Below are 19,876 nucleotides of genomic sequence, written 5' to 3'. Positions count from 1 at the left end.
ATGGTGGCGACCGTGTCGAGACCCCCCGGTCACGCTCTCCCACGCGAAGCAAAGGCAACGGATGTTAACAACCGTCACATAGCTTCCGGTAGTGGATCGGTGCCGTGGAGAAAGCCGTTACTACGCCGACAGCCACTCCGCCCCGGAACGCCGGAAGGGCCCGTACGACAGGAGTCGTACGGGCCCTTCCGGGTCAACAGGCGTCAGCCGTTGCGCTTCCAGCGGGGCTTGTCCTCGCGGCGCCCGAAGGAGCCGCCGCGGTGGTCGTCACGGCGGCCGTAGGGGCGCTCGTGGCCGCCGGAGCGGAAGCCGGGGCGGTCGCCCTGGCGGTCGCGGTTGAACGGACGGTCGCTGCCACGGTGGCCGCCACGGTCGTCACGGCGCTCGAAGGAACGGCCGCCACGGTCGTCGCGACGCTCGAAGGAACGGCCACCACGGTCATCGCGGCGCTCGAAGGAACGGCCACCGCGGTCGTTGTCGCGGCGCTCGAAGGAACGGCCGCCACGGTCGTCGCGACGCTCGAAGGAGCCGCCACGGTCGTCACGGCGGAAGCCACCACGGTCGTTGTCACGACGCTCGAACGAACGGCCACCACGGTCATCACGACGCTCGAAGGAACGGCCACCGCGGTCGTTGTCGCGGCGCTCGAAGGAACGGCCGCCACGGTCGTCGCGACGCTCGAAGGAGCCGCCACGCTCGTCACGGCGGAAGCCGCCACGGTCGTTGTCACGACGCTCGAAGGAACGGCCGCCACGGTCATCACGACGCTCGAAGGTACGCTCGCCCCGGTCCGCGTCCTGCGCCACCGGCTGCTCCGGCACCGCGACCTCGGCCGCGGCCGCAGCCGCCTGCGCCTCGGCCACCGCGGCCTCCGGGTCCTCGCCGCGCTCGCGGGCGACCCGGGCCACCAGACGGTCAGCCTCCTCGCGCAGCTCGGCCGCACGCCGCTGCGCACGCTCCAGCTGCTTGGTGAGGTGGGAGACCTCGCGCTCGGCCTGCTGCGCCGCGTTGCCCGCGGACTCGGCCTGCACCTCGGTCATCGAACGGGCGCCGGTGATCTCGGCGACCTCCGGGTCGAAGGCGGCACCCCCCTGGATGATGTGACGCCCGGCGTCGACGCCCGCGTCCTCCATCAGCCGGAAGATCTGCCGGCGCTGGTGCGGCAGCGACAGCGACACGACCGTGCCGGTGCGGCCGGCGCGGGCCGTGCGGCCGGCACGGTGCAGGTAGTCCTTGTGGTCACCGGCCGGGTCCACGTTCAGCACCAGGTCGATGCCGTCGACGTGGATACCGCGGGCGGCGACGTCGGTGGCGACCAGGACGTTGACGTAGCCGTCCTTGAAGTCCGCCAGCGTCCGCGTCCGCGCACCCTGCGTCATACCGCCGTGCAGCGCGTCGGCCTTCACACCGGACTCACGCAGCTGCTCCGCGACACGGTCGGCGCCCAGCTGGGTGCGGACGAAGATGATCGTGCGGCCCTTGCGGGAGGCGATCGCGGCCGTGACCGGCGCCTTGTCCTTGGGCTTCACGATGAGGATGTGGTGCGACATGGTCGTCACCGCGCCCTGGGCGGCGTCGACCTCGTGCAGGACCGGGTCGCTCAGGTACCGGTCGACGAGCGTCTTGATCTCGTTCTCCATCGTGGCGGAGAACAGCATCCGCTGGCCGCCCGCCGGAACCTGGTCCAGCAGCTCGGTGACCTCGGGCAGGAAGCCCAGGTCGGACATCTGGTCGGCCTCGTCCAGCACGGCGACCTCGACGTTCTCCAGGGAACAGGCGCCGCGGTTGATGATGTCGCGCAGCCGGCCCGGCGTGGCGACCAGGATGTCCACGCCGCGCTCGAGGGCGTAGATCTGGTTGCCCATGGAGGTACCGCCGCAGACGACCTTCATCTTCAGGCCGACCTGGTCGCCGTAGGGCTGGAGGGCGTCCGCGACCTGCATCGCCAGCTCGCGGGTCGGCGTGAGGATGACCGCGCGCGGCTTGTGCTTCTCGGTGCGCCCGCCCGTCAGCCGGGCCAGGGTCGGCAGGCCGAAGGAGAGCGTCTTGCCGGAGCCGGTGCGACCACGGCCCAGGATGTCCTTGCCCGCCAGCGCGTCCGGGATGGTCGCGGCCTGGATCGGGAAGGGGGTGGTCACGCCGTTCTGCGCGAGCTTGCGCACGACGGTCTCGGGCAGACCGAGATCGGCGAACGTGATCTCGGGGGTGCCGGTCTCGTCGTTCTCGCCGTTCTCGGGCACGACGACGTGATCAGTACTGGAAATGGACATGCGTATGCGAAACCTTCCGGAGTCTCGTCGGCACGCGCCCGTCAACTCCGTGATTCGCAATACGACCGCCTCTATGCGGTCAGCCACGGCAAGGGAGAGTACGCGCCACACGGCGCGCTCTGCAGTGGCGCCGGGCAAATGGGATCAAACGATCTACCACCATACGCACCCACCACCCCCGAAGGCAAACCGAGCCCATTAGACCTCGGTCACACCGGCGATCCGGCCTCCGGCGCCGGCTCCCGCTGGACCAACTGCGGCCCCGCGTCCCCCGGCGCCGACGACGACGGCTCCGCGGGCGTCGGCTCCGCGGTCGGCGTCGGCTCCGGCGGCGTGGGCGTCGGCTCCGGATCCGCCGGCCGCGACGGCACCGGCGGCGCCTTCGTCGGCTCCGACTCCACCGGCTTCTCGGTGCTGCCCGGCTTGTCCGGCGCCGGAGCCCCGCTCACCGGCGCCGACACCGACGCCGACGGAGAGGCCGACTCCTCGCTCTCGTCCTCGCCCTTCCGCTTGTCCTTGCCCTCGCCCTTGCCGTCCCCACGCTCCCCGTCGGCCACCACACCCCCGTACCCGACACCACCCCCCGAGGCCGCCGGCCCCCAGTCCGGAGCCTCCCCGCCCCGGTGCCCCTTGGAGTGCGACGGCTTGGCACTCCCACCACCACCGTCCTCGCCCACGCTCATACAGCCGGCGGCAGCGGCGACGGCCATGACCGTGGCGGCCAGACGGACGGGTACGTACAAGGGGCGCACGGGCAGCCACCTCCGGGGCGGGTGAAGGAGTCGACCTGCCCAACTCCCGCCGCCCACAAGAGGACACGCGCCCCGCTCAGCCATACCCCAGGGCATGCAGACGCGCATCGTCGATCCCGAAGTGATGCGCGATCTCATGCACGACCGTCACCTCGGTCTCCGCGACCACGTCCTCCCGCGACTCACACATCCTCAGCGTCGGCCCGCGGTAGATCGTGATCCGGTCCGGCAGCACACCCGCGTACCACTCCCCGCGATCCGTCAACGGCGTCCCCTCGTAGAGCCCGAGCAGCTCCGGATCGTCCGCGGGCGGTTCGTCCTCGACGAACACCGCGACGTTGTCCATCAGCCGCGTCAACTCCGGCGGGATCCGGTCCAGCGCCTCGGCGACCAGTTCCTCGAACTCCTCGCGCGTCATCTCCAGCACACAGCCATTGTCCGGCACACCCCCTCCGTACGAGACCCTCGGACACCCCGCATATCACCCCCGGGACTTGGGCATACGGGACCAATGGCTCGCGTCCCCGTCGCCGTCCTCACCGCCTCCCACCGGATTCGAAGGGCCCCGCGCGCCCTCGCCCGCCACTACCGCTCCCGCCAGGCACCCACCACGGCCGAACTCGTCCCCGAGCCACACCCCTGGATCCGCGCCCTCGGCCTGATCACGGTCGTCCTCCTCGGCGCCTGGCTCGGCCTGCTCATCGTCGGCAACGTCCGGGTCCCGGTCGGCCCCATGGACACCACGATGACGCTCCGCCCCTCCACCACCGGCGGCACGAAGATCAACGTCTCCCCCCTCGGCGCACTGCGCCTGGACAGCCACCACGCCCCCGTACGCCTGGACGTCAACGTCGACCAACTCGACCCCGTCCGCTCACAGGCCCTCATCGACCACCCCGAACGCATCACCGGCCTCCAGGACGAAGTCACCCGCGACATCGCCCACGGCACCCGCGACCTCGCCCTGCGCTCCTGCGTCGCCGTCGTCACCGGCGCCACCGCACTCGGCCTCGCCGTCTACCGCCGCCCCCGCCGCGCCCTCGCCGCCGGCGGCCTCGCCCTCACCCTCCTCGCCGCCTCCGGCGGAACCGCCGCCGCCACCTGGAACCCCAACTCCGTCCTCGAACCGAAGTTCTCCGGGCTCCTGACCTCCGCCCCCTCCCTCGTCGGCGACGCCCGCAGCATCGTCACCGAATTCGACGTCTACCAGAAGGAACTGGCCCGCCTGGTCACCAACGTGACCAAGCTCTACGACGCCACCTCCACGCTCCCCGCCTACCGGCCCGACCCCACCAGCATCCGCGTCCTGCACGTCTCCGACATCCACCTCAACCCCGCCAGCTGGAAGATCATCGCCTCGCTGGTGGAGCAGTACCAGGTCAACGTCATCGTCGACTCCGGCGACACCATGGACCACGGCACCGCCGCCGAGAACGGCTTCCTCGACCCCATCGAGGACCTCGGCGCCCCCTACGTATGGGTCCGCGGCAACCACGACTCGATGATCACCCAGCGCTACCTGGAAGGCCTGAAGAACGTCCACGTCCTGGACAACGGCAAGGCCCGCACCGTCGCCGGCCTCCGCTTCGCCGGCATGGGCGACCCCCAGTTCACCCCCGACCGCACCAACAAACCCGGCGCCGAGGCCTCCCAGGAACTGGCCGGCGCCCGCCTCGCCTCCGCCCTGCGCGACCAGCGGGCCGCCGGCACCCCCGTCGACATCGCCATCGCCCACGAACCCTCGGCCGCCCGCGAAGTCGACGGCGAGGTCCCCCTCGTCCTGGCCGGCCACCTCCACCACGACGAGATGGAGATCCTCGACCGCGGCACCCGCCTGCGCATCGAGGGCTCCACCGGCGGCAGCGGACTGCGCGCGATCGAGGGCAAGTACCCCGACCCGATCGAGACCTCGATCCTCTACTTCGACCGCGACACCAAGCGCCTCCAGGCCTGGGACGAGATCGAACTGGGCGGCCTGGGCCTGACGACGGCCGAGGTCAGCCGCCACCTCCCCGAGGAGAACCACCCCGGCGGCACCCCCTCCCCCGCCCCCACCCCGTAAACCGTTTTGGCGATCCCTCCCGCCATCCCATATGCTTCTCACGTCCCCGACGCGCTGCGAAGCGCCCAGGCGGGCCGATAGCCCTCATCGTCTAGCGGCCTAGGACGCCGCCCTTTCAAGGCGGTAGCACGGGTTCGAATCCCGTTGGGGGCACACTTTGCAATTCCCGCAAGCGAATAATGCGATAGCTGGGTCCTGTGGAGCAGTTTGGAGTGCTCGCCACCCTGTCAAGGTGGAGGCCGCGGGTTCAAATCCCGTCAGGACCGCTTGCAGTTCACATCGGTGAGCTGCGTGGCTGGGTAGCTCAGTTGGTACGAGCGATCGCCTGAAAAGCGATAGGTCGCCGGTTCGATCCCGGCCCCAGCCACCAGTGGGAGAACGTCCCGGACGACATACGGTCCGGGGCGTTCTTTTGCGTTCCCCCCCATCAGCCCCTGGGTCCTCGGCCGAGCCTCCATATCGGCTCGAACCCGTCGCTCGAAACTTCCGCGGTGGCCCGCACATGTGCGGGCGGCCAGCGCGGAGGTGGGAGAGACAGTGCCAACGAGACACGGTGACCGGCGGCGCGTCGTGGTGACCGGTATAGGTGTGGTGGCGCCCGGCGGAATCGGGACCAAGCAGTACTGGGAGCTGCTCACCGCGGGGCGAACGGCCACGCGGACGATTTCCCAGTTCGACGCAAGCGCCTTTCGCTCCAGGGTCGCGGCGGAGTGCGACTTCGACCCGGTGGCCTCGGGGCTGAGCCGGCGGGAGATCCGGGCCTGGGACCGGACGACGCAGTTCGCGGTGGTGGCGGCCCGGGAAGCGCTGGCAGACAGCGGCGTGCTCGGTGCGAGGGACCCGTACCTCACCGGGGTGATGGTGGGCACGGCCTGCGGGATGACGCAGAGCCTGGACCACGAGTACGCCATCGTCAGCGACGAGGGCAAGAAGTGGCACGTCGACGAAGCGCACGGGTCGCCGTACCTGTACGACTACTTCGCGCCGTCGTCGATGGCCGCCGAGCTGGCGTGGATGGCGGACGCACAGGGCCCCGTGGGCGTGGTCTCGACCGGGTGCACATCGGGCATCGACGTGCTCGGCCACGCCGCCGACCTCGTCGCCGACGGCACCGCCGACGTGATGATCAGCGGCGCGTCCGACGCCGCGATCTCGCCGATCACGGTGGCCTGCTTCGACGCCATCCGGGCGACGACCCCCCGCAACGACGACCCCGGGACCGCGTCGCGGCCCTTCGACCGCACCCGCAACGGCTTCGCTCTCGGTGAGGGCACGGCGATCCTGGTACTTGAGGAGTACGGGCACGCGCGGCGCCGGGGCGCGCACATCTACGCGGAGATCTCCGGGCACGCGACCCGGGCGAACGCGTACAGCATGACGGGCCTGCGCGCCGACGGCCGCGAGCTGGCCGAGGCCATCACCACGGCCCTCGACCGGGCTCGGGTCAACCCCGGCGACCTCGACTACATCAACGCCCACGGCTCGTCCACGAAACAGAACGACCTGCACGAGACCATGGCGTACAAGCGCAGCCTCGGCGAACACGCGTACGCGACGCCGATCAGCTCCATCAAGTCGATGATCGGGCACTCCCTGGGGGCGATCTGCTCCCTGGAGGTGGCCGCGTCCATCCTGGCTATCGAGCACTCGGTGATTCCGCCGACGGCCAATCTGCACGAGCCCGACCCGGACTGCGACCTGGACTACGTACCGGTCACGGCGCGCGAGCGGCGCTGCGACACGGTGCTGAGCGTGGCCAGCGGATTCGGCGGCTTCCAGAGCGCGATCGTGCTGACCGCGCCGGAGAGGACGGCGGCATGAGCGCACCCGTGGTCACAGGGATCGGCGTGGTCTCCCCCAACGGCATCGGCGTCGACGCCTACTGGAAATCCGTCCTCACGGGCAGCAGCGGCATCGGGGAGATCTCACGGTTCGAGACGGACGGTTACGCCTCCGGCATCGGCGGCGAGATCAAGGGGTTCGAGCCCGCCGAGCACCTGCCCAGCCGACTGATCCCACAGACCGACCACATGACCCGTCTCGCACTGATCGCGGCCGAGCGGTCCCTCGCGGACGCGGGCCTCGACCCGAAGGCTCTTCCGGACTTCTCGGTGGGCGTGGTGACGGCGGCGTCGGCGGGCGGCATGGAGTTCGGACAACGCGAGATGGAGGCGCTGTGGAGCAAGGGCGGCGCCTACGTCAGCTCCTACCAGGCGTTCGCGTGGTTCTACCCGGTCAACACCGGTCAGATCTCCATCCGGCACGGCCTGCGCGGCGCCAGCTCGGCTGTCGTCACCGAGCAGGCGGGCGGCCTCGACGCGGTCGCCAAGGCGCGCCGCCACATCGACCAGGGCACCCCGCACATGCTCGCGGGTGGCGTGGACAGCGCGCTGTGCCCCTGGGGCTGGCTGTGCATGTCCCGCTCCGGTCGGGTGTCGACCGTCGCCGACCCGGAGCGCGCCTATCTGCCCTTCGACGCCGACGCATCGGGTCACGTGCCCGGTGAGGGCGGCGCACTCCTCGTCCTGGAGGACCCGCAGGCGGCTGAGCACCGCGGGGCGCATCAGCGTTACGGGTCCGTCGTAGGGTACGCGTCGACGTTCGACCCTCGTCCCGGATCTGGGCGGGAGCCGGGGCTGCGCCGGGCCGTCGAGGCGGCTCTCGACCAGGCCCGGATCGGTGCCGGTGACATCGACGTGGTCTTCGCCGACGCCTCCGGGGTGCCCGAGCTCGACCGCCAGGAGGCCGAGGCGCTCTCCGCGGTGTTCGGGCCGCGCGGCGTGCCGGTCACCGCGCCCAAGTCCATGACGGGACGCCTCCTCGCCGGGGGCGCCTCGCTCGACCTGGCGACGGCGCTGCTGGCGCTGCGTGACCAGGTCGTGCCGCCCACGGTGAACGTCACCGCCCCCGCGTTCCCGGACCTGATCGACCTCGTCGTCGACCAGCCGCAGGAGCGGCCCCTGACGTACGCCCTCGTCGTGGCCCGCGGCTACGGCGGCTTCAACTCCGTGATGGTCGTACGCCGCTGAGCACGAACAGCACCCATCACACCCGTAACAGGAAAGAGGACACAGCAATGGCCAGCTTCGGCATCAAGGAACTCGTCGACATCCTGCGCGAGAGCGCCGGTGAGGACGAGGACATCAACCTGGAGGGAGACATCCTCGACATCGACTTCGAGTCGCTCGGCTACGACTCGCTCGCGCTGTTCAACACCGTCCGCTGGGTCGAGCGGGACCTCGGGATCGCCCTGTCCGACGAGGCGATCAGCGCGACCCGCACGCCCCGCGCCCTGCTCGACGAGATCAACCGCGCGACGGCGCAGGCCGCCTGAGATCCGTACGCGCGGAACAGCCGGGATACGGAAAGGCAGGGTCATAGCGAATGTGTGGCATTGTCGGGTGGGTCGACTACGAGCATGAACTTTCCTCGGATCCCTCGCTTCCCGCCACCGCGCGGTCGATGACGGACACTCTGGCCTGCCGGGGCCCGGACGACGAGGGCGTGTTCACCGCGCGCCGCTGCGTCCTCGGGCACCGGCGCCTGTCCATCATCGACCGGGCGGGCGGCGCGCAGCCCATGACGTTCGCCGCGGGCGGCACGACCGTGGCCGCGCTCACCTTCTGCGGCGAGGTCTACAACTTCACCGAACTGCGGGCCGAACTTGAGGCTGCGGGCCACGTGTTCCGCACCCGCAGCGATACCGAGGTCGTACTGCACGCCTACCTGGAGTGGGGCGAGCAGTTCGTCGACCGGCTCAACGGCATGTACGCCTTCGGCGTGTGGGACGCGCGCACCGAGGAACTGGTCTTGGTACGCGACCGCATGGGCGTCAAGCCGCTCTACTACCACCGGACCCCCCACGGCCTCGTCTTCGGCTCCGAGCTGAAGGCGCTGTTCACCCACCCGTCGGTGCCGCGTTCCGTCGACCGCGAGGGACTGTGCGAGGCCCTGGACATGGTGAAGACGCCGGGGCACGCCGTGTTCTCCGGCATCAACGAGGTGCGTCCCGGCGAGGTGCTGCGCATCCGCCGCCAGGGCGTACTGGCGCGCAGGTATTGGCGGTTGGAGGCGCGCGAGCACACCGAGAGCCTGACGGCCACGATCAGCACGGTGCGCGGGCTCCTTGAGGACATCGTGTCCCGCCAGCTCGTCTCCGACGTACCGCTGTGCTCTCTGCTGTCCGGCGGCCTCGACTCGTCCGCGGTGACGGCGCTCGCCGCACGGGGGCTGAAGGAACGGGGCGAGGGGCCGGTGCGCTCGTTCGCGGTCGACTTCGCCGACGCCGGGGAAGGATTCGCCCCCGACGCGGTACGGGCGTCGCCGGACGCGCCGTTCGCCCGGGAGCTGGCGGCGCACGTCGGCGCCGACCACAGCGAGGTGCTGCTGGACAGCGCGGAGCTGGCCGACCCGGCGGTGCGGGCCGCGGTGCTGCGCGCCACGGACCTGCCGCCGGCCTTCTGGGGCGACATGTGGCCGTCGCTGTACCTGCTGTTCCGCGCGGTACGGCAGCGCTCCACCGTCGCCCTGTCCGGCGAGTCCGCCGACGAGCTGTTCGGCGGCTATCTGTGGTTCCGCAACCCCAACGCGGTCGCCGCCGACACCTTCCCCTGGCTCACCTCTGGATCGGCCCGCTACTTCGGCGGGCTCGGCCTGCTCGACCAGGGCCTCCGGGAGAAGCTGGACATCCCCGGCTACCGCGACGCCCGCTACCGCGAGGCCCTCGCCGAGGTGCCCGTACTGCCCGGCGAGGAGGCCCGGGAGCGGCGGATGCGCGAGATCACGTATCTCAACCTGACCCGCTTCGTGCAGACCCTGCTGGACCGCAAGGACCGCATGAGCATGGCCGTGGGCCTGGAGGTCCGGGTGCCGTTCTGCGACCACCGGCTCGTGGAGTACGTGTCCAACGTGCCGTGGGCGATGAAGACGTTCGACGGACGGGAGAAGAGCCTGCTGCGGGCCGCGACCGCCGACCTGCTGCCGTCCTCGGTGCTCCAGCGCGCCAAGACCCCGTACCCCGCGACGCTGGACCCGCGCTACGCACAGGCCCTGCGGACGGAGTTGGCCGGTGTGCTGGCCGATCCGGACGCGCCGGTGCGGCCGCTCCTCGACCTCGGCAAGGCCCGTCGCGCCGCGGACCGGGAGGCGAGCGGGGTGAGTCGCCCGTACGACCGCGGGAGCGTCGAGATGGCACTGTGGCTCGACGCGTGGCTGCGTCGGTACGGGGTGTCGCTGGAAATCTGACGGCGGTGGTACGCGAAAGGCCCGCCCCTTCCCGGGGGCGGGCCTTTCGGTGTGCGCGGCGTCAGCGCTTGCCGGCGGCGAACTCCCTGAGCGACTGGGCCACGTAGTCGATCATCTCGGTCGTCAGGCCGGGGTACACGCCCACCCAGAACGTCCGCTCCAGGATGACGTCGCTGTTGGTGAGGTCGCCGACCACCCGGTACTCGCGGTCCAGGTAGCCGGGGTGGCGGGTGAGGTTGCCCGCGAACAGCAGCCGGGTGCCAATGTTGCGGTCGCCGAGGAAGCGCAGCAGGTCGTACCGGTCGAATCCGGCCTCGTCGGTCAGCGTGATCGCGAAGCCGAACCAGCTCGGGTCGCTGCCCGGCGTGGCGGTCGGCAGCAGATAGGCGCCGACGCCCTCCAGGCCGTCGCGCAGCCGCTGCCAGTTGCGGCGGCGCGCGGCGCCGAAGTCGTCGAGCCGCGACAGCTGGCTCAGGCCGAGCGCGGCCTGGAGGTCGGTGGCCTTCAGGTTGTAACCGACGTGCGAGAACGTGTACTTGTGGTCGTAGCGCTCCGGCAGGTCACCGAGCCGGTAGAGGAACCGCTTGCGGCAGGTGTCGTCCTCGCCGGGCTCGCACCAGCAGTCACGGCCCCAGTCGCGCATGGACTCGACGATCCGCGCGAGAATCAGGTTGTCGGTGAGGACGCAGCCGCCCTCACCCATCGTGATGTGGTGCGCGGGGTAGAAGCTGGTGGTGGCCAGGTCGCCGAAGGTGCCGGTCAGCTTTCCCTGGTACAGGGAGCCCACCGCGTCGCAGTTGTCCTCGATCAGGAACAACCCGTGCTCGTCGGCGAGCCGGGCGATCTCGTCCACCTCGTACGGGTTGCCGAGGGCGTGGGCCAGCATGATGGCCTTGGTCTTCGGGCCGATCGCCGCCGCGATCTTCTCGGCGGACGCGTTGTAGGTGCCCAGCTCGACGTCCACGTAGACCGGCGTCATGCCGTTCTGGTAGATGGGGTTCACAGTGGTCGGGAAGCCCGCGGCGACCGTGATCACCTCGTCGCCGGGGCACAGCCGCCGGTCGCCGAGCTGCGGCGACGTCAGCGACGACAGGGCCAGCAGATTCGCCGACGAGCCGGAGTTCGTCAGGTGGGCCTTGCGCAGGCCGAGCGTCTTGGCGAAGCGGCGCTCGAACGTACGGGAGCTGACGCCCGCCGCGATCCGCATGTCCAGGGCCGCTTCAGTCAGCGCGACCCGGTCCTCGGCGGTGAGGACCGCGCCGGACGGCAGGATCGGTGTGGCGCCGGGGACGAACTCCGTCTCGCCGGACGCTTCCAGGTGGTATTTCTCCACCGCTTCAAGAATCAGCCGCTTGGCCTCGACGGCCATCGTCCACCTCCAGGTCAGGATGGCCGCCACCCTCATCGACGGGCTTCGACATCGCTTCAAGTCACGATGGAAGGCGGTGGTGACGGCGGTGTTCACAGCGGTGTTCACGGCGCCGGGAGGGAGCGCGCGGCCCGCGGGCCGCCGCTCGACGCGTGCTCCAAGGACGGCTGCCAGGGTGGCCGACGTCTCGTTGCACGACCCTGAACCCGGAGGCTTCCTTGCGTTGGGAGAACCTGTACGTGTCCGGCGTGGCCAGTTGGCTGCCGCCCCTCGTGTCGGCCGACGAAGCCGTCACCGTGGGCCTCTTGGAGCCCGAGCGGCGCAAGCTGCGCGGGATCGACTCGCTCGCGGTGGCGTCCGACGCCGAGCGGGACGCGCCCCCGCGGATGGCGGTGCGGGCGGCCCGCGAAGCGCTGAGCCGGGGCGGCACCGACCCCGCGGACGTGGCCCTGGTCCTGCACGCCTCGCTCTGGTACCAGGGCATCGACATGTGGCCGGAGGCGAGTTACGTCGCCCACGAGGCTGTCGGCCGTCAGGTGCCCGCGTTCAGCATCGCGCAGCGCTGCAACGGCGGCATGGGCGGCCTGGAACTGGCCGCCTCCTACCTGGGCGCCGGCCCGGCGTCGGGGCACGCCGCCCTGATCACGACGGCCGACCGGTTCTCCGGGCCGCGCGTCGACCGCTGGAACACCGTCGACGTGACGATGTACGGCGACGGGGCGAGCGCGCTGGTCCTCTCCACGCGCGGCGGCTTCGCCCGGGTGCTCGCCACGGTGACGTCCGCCGACAACTCGCTGGAGATACTCGGCCGCGGCGACGAGCCGTTCCGGCGCCACCCGCAGATTCCCGTACCCACGGTCGACCTGGGGCAGCGCACCGTCGACGGCGCCCGCGCCGCGGCGTACGAGGACCTCCCCCACCGCTACATCGACCTGCTGGTAGCGGCGCGGAACCGCGTCCTGGAGGACTCGGACACGGCCGTCGAGGACATCGCTCGGGCCGTCATCCCCGTCTCCCGGCGCGGCACCGGGCACGAGTTGCACGACCTGCTCGGGGTGCCCGACGAGCGCACCTCCTGGTCGTTCGGCCGCACGACAGGTCACCTCGGTGCGGGTGACCAGTTCGCCGGGCTCGCCGAGCTGACGGAAACGGGGGCCGTCGGACCCGGCGACCGTGTGCTGCTGTTCGGCGGCGGAGCGGGCTACACGTGCACGGCAGCGGTCGTGGAGATCCTCGGCTCCACCACCGTGTGAGACGGGTGGCCCGGCCGGGCCGTCGCCTCACCGTCCGCCCGCGACCGTCAGGACCTGGCCCGAGATGTTGCCGTTGGCGCCGGAGCCCAGAAACAGCGCGGCGGCGGCGACCTCGGCCGGCTCGCTCAGACGGCCCGTCGGGGTCAGCAGCCGCTCCTCGTCGCGCACTTCCGCGGGCAGAACGGTACGGACGCCCTCGGTGAGGGTGAGGCCGGGGCTGATCACGTTGACCAAGACGCCGCCCCGGCCCACGTCCCAGGCGAGGCTGCGCATCAGGCCGTGCAGCGCCATCTTCGCCGCGCCGTAGATCTCCTGGCGGGGCTTGCCGTCGACCGCCACGTGCGAGGACACGAAGACCACCCGCCCCCAGCCCCGCTCCCGCATGCCCGGCAGCACCGCCTGCACCGTGCGGACGGTGCCGGAGATGTTGCCCTCCAGCAGCGGCGCCCACTCGTCCGGCGACAGGTCCTCGAACCGCTCACCGGCGGTGCGGCGGCGCGGCCGGACCAGGGCGTTGGCCACCAGCACGTCGACGCCGCCCCAGCTGGCGGTCACCTCCTCGACGGCGGCCCGGGGCGAGTCCGGCTCGTCGAGCGCGTACCGCACGTGGCAGGCGCGGCCGTCCGCGGCGCCCAGCTCATCGGCGGCGCGTGCGGCGGCCTCCTCGTCGGTCCGCCAGGTCAGTGCGACCCGCGCCCCCTCGGCGGCGAACGCCCTGGCCACGGCCAGCCCGATGCCCTTGCTGCCTCCGGTCACCAGCACCGTCCGGTCCCGTACGCCCCAGTCCATCCGACCCCTCCTGATCTCCGCCTGTCTGTCCGGCCGACCTGGCCGCAGGCAGCATGGCGTCCCGGTTTCGAACCTGGTTCGAAGTCGCGGTTGGGCGGGCGGGCAGGCCCCTCGACGGCGGCTCGGCCCGCCGTCGAAGCCCCGACGACACCATCGCCCCGGCCTTTCCCGACTCCGTTCGAGGTGATGATCTTGCGCGTACTGCTCACCACGTGGGCATGGCCGTCCCATCTCTATCCGATGGTCCCCCTCGGCTGGGCCCTGCAGGCCGCCGGACACGACGTCCGGGTCGCCGTCGGCCCGGGGCTCGCCGACGCCGTGGGCCGGGCCGGGCTGAGCCCGGTGACGGTCGCGGACGACGCGGATCTCGTCGGCATGTCGACGGCTCCGGCCCTGAAGTCCTGGCACCGGCAGGCCCGTTGGACCAACGACTGGCAGGGCAGGCCGGAGCTGCTCAGCCCGTCGCAGCAGGAGATGTACGCCGCGCTCGGGCACAAGCAGACCGCGATGGCCGCGGCGATGGTGGACGGCCTGATCGGCTTCGCCCGCGCCTGGCGGCCCGACCTGGTCGTGCACGACGCGGTGACGTTCGCCGGCCTGGTTGCGGGCGCGGTCCTCGACGTGCCGACCGCGGCGACGCTGTGGGGCAACATCGTGCTGCCCAGGCACCACCGCGACCCGCTGACCGGGAACCTCGCGCCGGACTTCGCAGCGCTGTTCAAGCGGTTCGGCGTGGCGCCCAAGCCCGAGCCGGACGTGTGGATCGATCCCTGCCCGCCCCGCATGTCGCTGCCCTCGCCCGACCCCCGCCTGCCCTGCCGCTACGTCCCCTACAACGGCCCCGGCACCGGCCCGGACTGGCTGCTCGATCCGCCCTCCCGGCCCCGCGTCTGCGTCACCTGGGGCATCACCAGCGCGCGCATCGGGGGCGGGACCCCGGACGTCTTCGACCAGGTCCTCGCCGCCGTGCACGGCCTCGACGCAGAACTCGTCCTGGCCCTGTCCGACACCGGGCAGGCCCCGCCGGAGGGACTGCCGGCAGGGACCCGCGTCGTAGAGAACCTGCCGCTGAGCCTGCTCCTTCCGTCCTGCTCGGCCGTCGTCCACCAGGGCGGCGGCGGCACGACGATGACATCCGTCTGGTCCGGCACACCCCAGCTGATCGTCTCGCCGCGCCCCGAGCAGATGATGACCGGCGACCGCCTGGAGACGCTCGGCGCCGGGCGCCACCTCGTACGCGGCGACCTGGCCGCCGGGACAGCGCGGTCCGGTACGCGGCGGATCCACGACGCCCTGGTGGGGCTGCTCGACGACGCCGCGTACGCCCGCGCCGCCCGCGAACTGCGCCACAACATGCTCGCCCAGCCCACCCCGGCGGCCCTCGTGCCCCACCTCGAATCCCTCGCCGCGTCCGGACCCGCGGGCGCGCCCGCCGCCGGGCCGCACCGGAAGGACATCCGTTGAGCACCGCAGCCCCCGCCCACACCGTGCCCCCGCACGCACCCCGCACCGCCGAACTCGGCGCCGTAGCAGCCCGGTTCGCCGAGCGGACCGAGGCGCTGCGCGCCCTGCCCGCCGAGGTCGTCGACGCGCTGCGGGACGCCGGGTTCGCCCGGCACCTCGCGCCCACCGCGCACGGCGGCGCCGACGGCTCGTACTCCGTACTGCTGCACGCGGTCGCCGAGATCGGCGAGAACTGCGCGGCGACGGCCTGGAACGCGGCCGTGTACGCCGTCCTCGGCCGGATGGCCGCGCACCTGCCGCCCGCAGGGAGGGCGGAGATCTGGGGTGCGGAGCCGGGCGCCGACGCGTTGTTCGCTGCGTCGATCGCACCCGCCGGGCAGGTGGTGCGGGACGGTGACGGCTACCGCCTGAGCGGCACCTGGCCGTTTGCGAGCGGCGTCGACGACGCGGCCTGGACGCTGCTCGGCGCGTTCACACCGGAGCGCGAGTACCGCTTCTTCATGGTGCCGCGCGCCGCCTACCGCGTCCTGGACACCTGGGACAACGTCGGCCTGGCGGGCACCGGCAGCCACGCCGTCGTCCTGGACGACGTGCCCGTCCCAGCCCGTCTGACGTGCGCGCAGGCCGACCTGATGGCCGGGGTCGTCGACGGGGAGCGGAGGCTGGTGCCGTTCAAGGCCGTCAACGGCCTGACGTTCGTGGCCCCGGCGCTCGGCGCGGCCCGTGCGGCGCTGCGCGACTCAGCGGCGCGGCTCGCGGGCAAGACGGAGATCACGGGCAAGTCCGCGCGCGCCAATCCGGCCGCGCAGACGGCGCTCGCCCGCGCCGGCGCCGAGATCGACGCCGCCGCGCTACTCCTGGAGCGCGCCGCGGCGGCGGCCGACACCGGCTCCCCCACGTCGCTCGAACTGGCCCGCGCGCCCAGGGACTTCGCCTACGCGGCCGAGCTGCTCGGCTCCGCCGTCGACCGCCTCTTCCGGACGGGCGGCGCCCGCACCCAGCACACCGGCGGATCGGTGCAGCGGGCCTGGCGGGACGTCAACTGCGCGGCGGGGCACGCGGTGCTCCAGTTCGGAACCGCCGCCGTGGTCTACGCCGACCACCTCATGGACGCCGAGAGTGCCAGGAACGGAGAACAGAACGATGTCTGACCCGACCGTCGGGGCCCCGGACACCGCAGCGGTGCCGCTGGACCTCATCACCCCCGAGGGCCCGGTGCCGCCGCGCCTGAAGCTGATGCTGCTCGCCAACGGGCAGCGGTTCACCGCCGTCGTGCACACCCTGGCCGACCTCGGCGTGGCCGATGTGCTCGCCGCCGGGCCCAGGCCGGTGCGGGAGATCGCCGAAGCGGTCGGCTGCGATGCGACGCAGCTCTACCGGGTGCTCAGGTTCGCCGTCCTGGTCGGGCTGTTCCACGAGGTGGAGCCGGAGGTGTTCGCGCTGACCGAGCTGGCCGAGGGGCTGCGCGGGGACGTGCCGGACAACGTGCGCGACGCGGTGCTGCTCGACGGCTCGGAGAAGTTCAACCGGGCGTTCACCGGCCTCGGCCACAGCGTCCGCACGGGACGCCCGGGCTTCGACCACGTGCACGGCCGGTCGTTCTGGCAGGACCTGGAGGCCGACGACGAGGCCGCGCGGGTCTTCGACGCGGCAATGACCGGCATCAGCCGCCGCCTCGGCGCGGTCTACCTCGAACGTCACGACTTCGGGGGCCCCCGGCGGATCGCCGACGTCGGCGGCGGGCGCGGCTACTTCCTCGCCTCGCTCCTGGAGCGGTACCCGGACGCGCGGGGCGTGCTCTTCGACCGGCCGCAAGTGGTCGCCGCCGCCGGGGAGCTCCTCGAAGAACGCGGCGTCGACGACCGGGCGGAGGTGGTCGGGGGCGACTTCTTCACCGACGCGCTGCCCACCGGCTGCGACACCTACGTCCTGAAGACGGTGCTGCACGACTGGCCCGACGACGGGGCCGCGCGGATCCTGCGCCGGGTGCGGGAGGCCATCGGCGGGACGGGAGCGCGGCTACTGATCCTGGAACAGGTCGTGGCGCCGATGAACGCCTGGGACCCGGCCAAGCTCCTCGACCTGGACATGATGGTGGTGATGGGCGGCCGGGAACGCAATCTCACCGAATGGCGCCGTCTCCTCGCCGGAGCGGGCTTCCGCCTCACACACGAGCCGGAGGCCGGCGACTGGACCGTCCTGGAGTGCGTCCCCGAGGACTGATCACGCCAAGGGGGCGCCCCCGGCCTTTCCGGCCGGGGGCGCCCCCTTCGTCGTACCGGCTCCGGCGATCAGCGCATGCCGTCCGCCGCCGCGCGGAGCAGCGACAGCACGTCGGCCGGGGCAGGCAGCGCGGTCATCCCCGCGCGGACCGCCGCCGTGCGGGCCCGGACGGGCTCGGCAAGGAGCGTCCGCAGGGCGGCCTCGACGCTCGGGGCGTCACCCGCCTCGTTCGGGTCGAGCATGATGCCCGCGCCCGCCGCGTCGACCCGCTCGGCGAACGCGGCGAGGACCGGCGCGAGCGGGAACATGAGCTGCGGCACCCCGGCGGCCACCGCGGTCAGGCCGGTACCGGTGCCGCCGTGGTGGATCAGCGCGTCGCAGCCGGGCAGCAGCAGCGAGAAGGGGATGCCCTCGGCGACCCGTACCCGCGGCGGCAGCGAGCCGAGCAGCCCGCGGTGCGCGGCGGTGACCGCGAGGACCACGTCTACGTCCAGCGCGGTCAGCGCCTTGAGGGTCTGTCCGAACGCCTCCGGCATCCGCTCGGGGCGGACCTGGGCCGCGGTCAGGCCCCAGGTGAGGCAGATCCGGGGGCGTCGCTTCGGCTCGCGCAGCCACGCGGGCTCGACGGCGCCGCGGCCGTTGCAGGGGACGAAGCGGATGTCGGTGCGCTCCACGCCGGCGGGCCAGCGGAGTTCGGGCGGGCAGGGGTCGATCCAGCCGGCCGGGCCGCGCGGCGGCTCGGCGCCGAACCGCTCGAACAGCGCGGCGTAGCCCGGCAGCGGGTCGCCCGTCATGTCCTGGAGCTCGTTCCGGGTGATCATCGGGGAGCCGAACATGTGGCTGAAGACGGGAACGCCGAGGACCGCGCCGACGACGGTGGCGGCGTAGCAGACGGTGTCGTGCACGATGACGTCCGGACGCCAGTGCCGGGCGAACGCCAGCAGGTCGTCGACCATGGCGTCGGCGACCACGAACTGCTTCTCGGCGAGCGCGCGGTAGACGGCCGCCACCTCGCCACCCGCCGCCTCGGGCGAGCGCGCCCAGTCCCGCGGCCACGGCTCCTTCTCCCCCAGCCAGGCGGCGAGTCCCTCGGTGCGCCGGGCCAGCTCTTCGCGCGAGACGTCCCGGCCCACCGGCACGGCGGTCAGCCCGGCGCCGACGACCGCGTCGGTGCAGGACGGCGGCGCGGCCACCCTGACGTCGTGCCCGGCGGCCCGCGCCGCCCACGCGAGCGGCACCATCGGCAGCAGGTGGGACGACCCGGTCCAGGTCGCGAACAGTACGCGCATGTGCCCTTCTTCCATGTCCATGTGCCTGGGGGACGACCGTCGGCCCCCGGCGCGGGCGCACCCTCATGCCGGGGGCGCCGGCAGGTCCTGCCACAGATCGGCGACCGCGTCCTCCAGGCTCCGCCGCGGCGTCCAGCCGAGGAGGTCGCGGGCGAGCCGGATGTCGACCTCCAGGCACTCGGGCGGGGTCGCGGCGGCGCTCTCCGGGAGCGGTTGTTCCATGATCTCCGCGGGGACCCCGCTCACCTTGATCAGCAGTTCCACCAGGGAGCGCACGGCGACGGCCCGGCCGCTGCCGATGTTCACGACCCGGGCGCGGACCGCGGAGCGAGCGGCGGCGCGCACGGCCGCCGCCGCGTCGGTGGCGTCGACGAAGTCGCGGGCGGCGCGCAGGGGGGTGAGCCGAATCTCAGCGGCGCGGCCCTCGCGGGCGGCGAGCCGCAGTTGGTGCGCGACCTGGCCGAGCAGGCTAGCGGCGGGCGAGCCCGGTCCGGCGATGTTCGCCATCCGCAGCACCAGGGCGTCGACGTCGCCGCGCCGGGCCGCGTCGAGGACGAGGTCGGTGCCGCGCAGTTTGGTCTGCCCGTACGCCGTGGTGGGGTGCGTCGGCGTGGACTCGTGGACGGGCCGGCCCGCGTGGGCGGGGGCGTACTCGTTCACCGAGCCCAGGTGGACGAGGCGTACGGGAGCGGCGGCCGTGCGCAGACCGTCGAGCAGACACCGCACCAACTCCGCGTTGGCGACGGCCATCTGCGCCTCCGACGCCGCCCACACGGCGCCCGCAGCGTTCACCACCACCGAGGGGCGGCCGCCGGTGAGGGCGCGGCCCAGCTCCTCGGGAGGGGTCGCGCACAGGTCGAGGGCGAGGGCACGCGTCCCCGGGGGGACGGGCGACGCGTGCCGGGACACGGCGATCACGTCGTTGTGCTCGTTCCGGAACGCGGCGCATACGTGTCTGCCGACGAAACCGGTTCCGCCCAGGACGACCACCCGGGCGTGGCCGCCCTCGGGGGTGTCCTGCTGGTCTGTGGCGTTGCCGAACATGGGGACCTCCGCGCACCCGGTACCTGTGCCGCCCCCGTCGTGCCACCGGGTCGGCGGCTGCCGGCGGGACGGCCTCGGCATGGTCCGGGGTGGGGTTCAAGGCTGTGTCCACGGTGC

The 19,876-nt window shown here is 72.4% G+C and carries 16 protein-coding genes and 3 tRNA genes; 12 read left to right on the top strand and 7 right to left on the bottom strand.

Annotated features, from left to right (window positions below; translation table 11 throughout):
• Positions 1–203: 203 nt before the first annotated feature.
• From ICC28_RS27175 to ICC28_RS27165, 3 genes are all read right to left on the bottom strand, one after another.
• Positions 204–2,270 carry a DEAD/DEAH box helicase gene (locus ICC28_RS27175; protein WP_188291337.1) on the bottom strand — a complete coding sequence of 689 codons (2,067 nt, stop codon included), beginning with the start codon at positions 2,268–2,270 and terminating at the stop codon, positions 204–206.
• Positions 2,271–2,479: 209 nt separating this feature from the next.
• Positions 2,480–3,022, bottom strand: a complete 543-nt coding sequence (locus tag ICC28_RS27170; RefSeq protein WP_188291336.1) for a hypothetical protein — start codon at positions 3,020–3,022, stop codon at positions 2,480–2,482.
• Positions 3,023–3,098: 76 nt separating this feature from the next.
• Positions 3,099–3,449: a metallopeptidase family protein gene (locus ICC28_RS27165; protein WP_009327618.1), complete on the bottom strand. Its 351-nt coding sequence runs from the start codon at positions 3,447–3,449 to the stop codon at positions 3,099–3,101.
• A gap of 84 nt (positions 3,450–3,533) precedes the next feature.
• Between ICC28_RS27165 and ICC28_RS27160 the strand changes: the two genes are divergently transcribed.
• From ICC28_RS27160 to asnB, 8 genes are all read left to right on the top strand, one after another.
• On the top strand, positions 3,534–5,084 hold the full coding sequence (locus tag ICC28_RS27160; RefSeq protein ID WP_188291335.1) for a metallophosphoesterase: 1,551 nt from the start codon (positions 3,534–3,536) through the stop codon (positions 5,082–5,084).
• 80 nt (positions 5,085–5,164) lie between these two features.
• Positions 5,165–5,237, top strand: a tRNA-Glu gene (locus tag ICC28_RS27155).
• A 38-nt stretch (positions 5,238–5,275) separates the two neighbouring features.
• Positions 5,276–5,350 (top strand) — tRNA-Asp (locus ICC28_RS27150).
• A 27-nt stretch (positions 5,351–5,377) separates the two neighbouring features.
• Positions 5,378–5,454, top strand: a tRNA-Phe gene (locus tag ICC28_RS27145).
• A 167-nt stretch (positions 5,455–5,621) separates the two neighbouring features.
• Positions 5,622–6,905: a beta-ketoacyl-[acyl-carrier-protein] synthase family protein gene (locus ICC28_RS27140; RefSeq protein WP_188291334.1), complete on the top strand. Its 1,284-nt coding sequence runs from the start codon at positions 5,622–5,624 to the stop codon at positions 6,903–6,905.
• Positions 6,902–8,113: a ketosynthase chain-length factor gene (locus ICC28_RS27135; RefSeq protein ID WP_188291333.1), complete on the top strand. Its 1,212-nt coding sequence runs from the start codon at positions 6,902–6,904 to the stop codon at positions 8,111–8,113. The genes ICC28_RS27140 and ICC28_RS27135 overlap by 4 nt, the downstream gene beginning before the upstream one ends.
• 47 nt (positions 8,114–8,160) lie before the next feature.
• The gene (locus ICC28_RS27130) at positions 8,161–8,418 is read left to right on the top strand and encodes an acyl carrier protein (protein WP_188291332.1); all 258 of its coding nucleotides are present in this window, start codon (positions 8,161–8,163) and stop codon (positions 8,416–8,418) included.
• A gap of 50 nt (positions 8,419–8,468) precedes the next feature.
• Positions 8,469–10,328: an asparagine synthase (glutamine-hydrolyzing) gene (gene asnB, locus ICC28_RS27125; RefSeq protein WP_188291331.1), complete on the top strand. Its 1,860-nt coding sequence runs from the start codon at positions 8,469–8,471 to the stop codon at positions 10,326–10,328.
• Positions 10,329–10,389: 61 nt separating this feature from the next.
• Here asnB and rfbH read toward each other — a convergent pair whose 3' ends face one another.
• Positions 10,390–11,697, bottom strand: a complete 1,308-nt coding sequence (rfbH, locus tag ICC28_RS27120; protein ID WP_188291330.1) for a lipopolysaccharide biosynthesis protein RfbH — start codon at positions 11,695–11,697, stop codon at positions 10,390–10,392.
• 218 nt (positions 11,698–11,915) lie between these two features.
• Between rfbH and ICC28_RS27115 the strand changes: the two genes are divergently transcribed.
• On the top strand, positions 11,916–12,950 hold the full coding sequence (locus ICC28_RS27115) for a ketoacyl-ACP synthase III family protein (RefSeq protein WP_188291329.1): 1,035 nt from the start codon (positions 11,916–11,918) through the stop codon (positions 12,948–12,950).
• 27 nt (positions 12,951–12,977) lie between these two features.
• Here ICC28_RS27115 and ICC28_RS27110 read toward each other — a convergent pair whose 3' ends face one another.
• Positions 12,978–13,739, bottom strand: coding sequence for an SDR family NAD(P)-dependent oxidoreductase (locus tag ICC28_RS27110; protein WP_188291328.1), 762 nt, complete (start codon positions 13,737–13,739; stop codon positions 12,978–12,980).
• Between the two features lie 186 nt (positions 13,740–13,925).
• On the opposite strand from ICC28_RS27110, the gene ICC28_RS27105 reads away from it, so the two are divergent.
• From ICC28_RS27105 to ICC28_RS27095, 3 genes are read left to right on the top strand one after another with little or no spacing between them, the layout of a single operon-like run.
• Complete coding sequence (locus ICC28_RS27105; protein ID WP_188291327.1) at positions 13,926–15,203, top strand: nucleotide disphospho-sugar-binding domain-containing protein; 1,278 nt, start codon at positions 13,926–13,928, stop codon at positions 15,201–15,203.
• Entirely contained in the window at positions 15,200–16,354 is a 1,155-nt protein-coding gene (locus ICC28_RS27100; RefSeq protein ID WP_188291326.1) for an acyl-CoA dehydrogenase family protein, read from the top strand. The genes ICC28_RS27105 and ICC28_RS27100 overlap by 4 nt, the downstream gene beginning before the upstream one ends.
• Positions 16,347–17,426, top strand: a complete 1,080-nt coding sequence (locus ICC28_RS27095) for a methyltransferase (RefSeq protein ID WP_188291325.1) — start codon at positions 16,347–16,349, stop codon at positions 17,424–17,426. The genes ICC28_RS27100 and ICC28_RS27095 overlap by 8 nt, the downstream gene beginning before the upstream one ends.
• A gap of 68 nt (positions 17,427–17,494) precedes the next feature.
• Here the strand turns inward: ICC28_RS27095 and ICC28_RS27090 are convergent, their stop codons facing one another.
• Positions 17,495–18,715 carry a nucleotide disphospho-sugar-binding domain-containing protein gene (locus ICC28_RS27090; RefSeq protein WP_188291324.1) on the bottom strand — a complete coding sequence of 407 codons (1,221 nt, stop codon included), beginning with the start codon at positions 18,713–18,715 and terminating at the stop codon, positions 17,495–17,497.
• Positions 18,716–18,778: 63 nt separating this feature from the next.
• Positions 18,779–19,759, bottom strand: coding sequence for an NAD-dependent epimerase/dehydratase family protein (locus tag ICC28_RS27085; RefSeq protein WP_188291323.1), 981 nt, complete (start codon positions 19,757–19,759; stop codon positions 18,779–18,781).
• Positions 19,760–19,876: the final 117 nt, after the last annotated feature.

The organism is Streptomyces sp. TRM68416, assembly GCF_014596915.1.
Lineage (GTDB): Bacteria > Actinomycetota > Actinomycetes > Streptomycetales > Streptomycetaceae > Streptomyces.
This window is presented reverse-complemented; position numbering and strand designations above follow the sequence as displayed.

What these genes read in the sequence shown, in the direction of transcription:
- ICC28_RS27175 (WP_188291337.1), bottom strand. Translation starts at nt 2,270, where the DNA reads ATGTCCATTTCCAGTACTGATCACGTCGTCGTGCCCGAGAACGGCGAG.
- ICC28_RS27160 (WP_188291335.1), top strand. Translation starts at nt 3,534, where the DNA reads ATGGCTCGCGTCCCCGTCGCCGTCCTCACCGCCTCCCACCGGATTCGA.
- ICC28_RS27135 (WP_188291333.1), top strand. Translation starts at nt 6,902, where the DNA reads ATGAGCGCACCCGTGGTCACAGGGATCGGCGTGGTCTCCCCCAACGGC.
- ICC28_RS27130 (WP_188291332.1), top strand. Translation starts at nt 8,161, where the DNA reads ATGGCCAGCTTCGGCATCAAGGAACTCGTCGACATCCTGCGCGAGAGC.
- asnB (WP_188291331.1), top strand. Translation starts at nt 8,469, where the DNA reads ATGTGTGGCATTGTCGGGTGGGTCGACTACGAGCATGAACTTTCCTCG.
- rfbH (WP_188291330.1), bottom strand. Translation starts at nt 11,697, where the DNA reads ATGGCCGTCGAGGCCAAGCGGCTGATTCTTGAAGCGGTGGAGAAATAC.
- ICC28_RS27110 (WP_188291328.1), bottom strand. Translation starts at nt 13,739, where the DNA reads ATGGACTGGGGCGTACGGGACCGGACGGTGCTGGTGACCGGAGGCAGC.
- ICC28_RS27105 (WP_188291327.1), top strand. Translation starts at nt 13,926, where the DNA reads ATGATCTTGCGCGTACTGCTCACCACGTGGGCATGGCCGTCCCATCTC.
- ICC28_RS27095 (WP_188291325.1), top strand. Translation starts at nt 16,347, where the DNA reads ATGTCTGACCCGACCGTCGGGGCCCCGGACACCGCAGCGGTGCCGCTG.
- ICC28_RS27090 (WP_188291324.1), bottom strand. Translation starts at nt 18,715, where the DNA reads ATGCGCGTACTGTTCGCGACCTGGACCGGGTCGTCCCACCTGCTGCCG.
- ICC28_RS27085 (WP_188291323.1), bottom strand. Translation starts at nt 19,759, where the DNA reads ATGTTCGGCAACGCCACAGACCAGCAGGACACCCCCGAGGGCGGCCAC.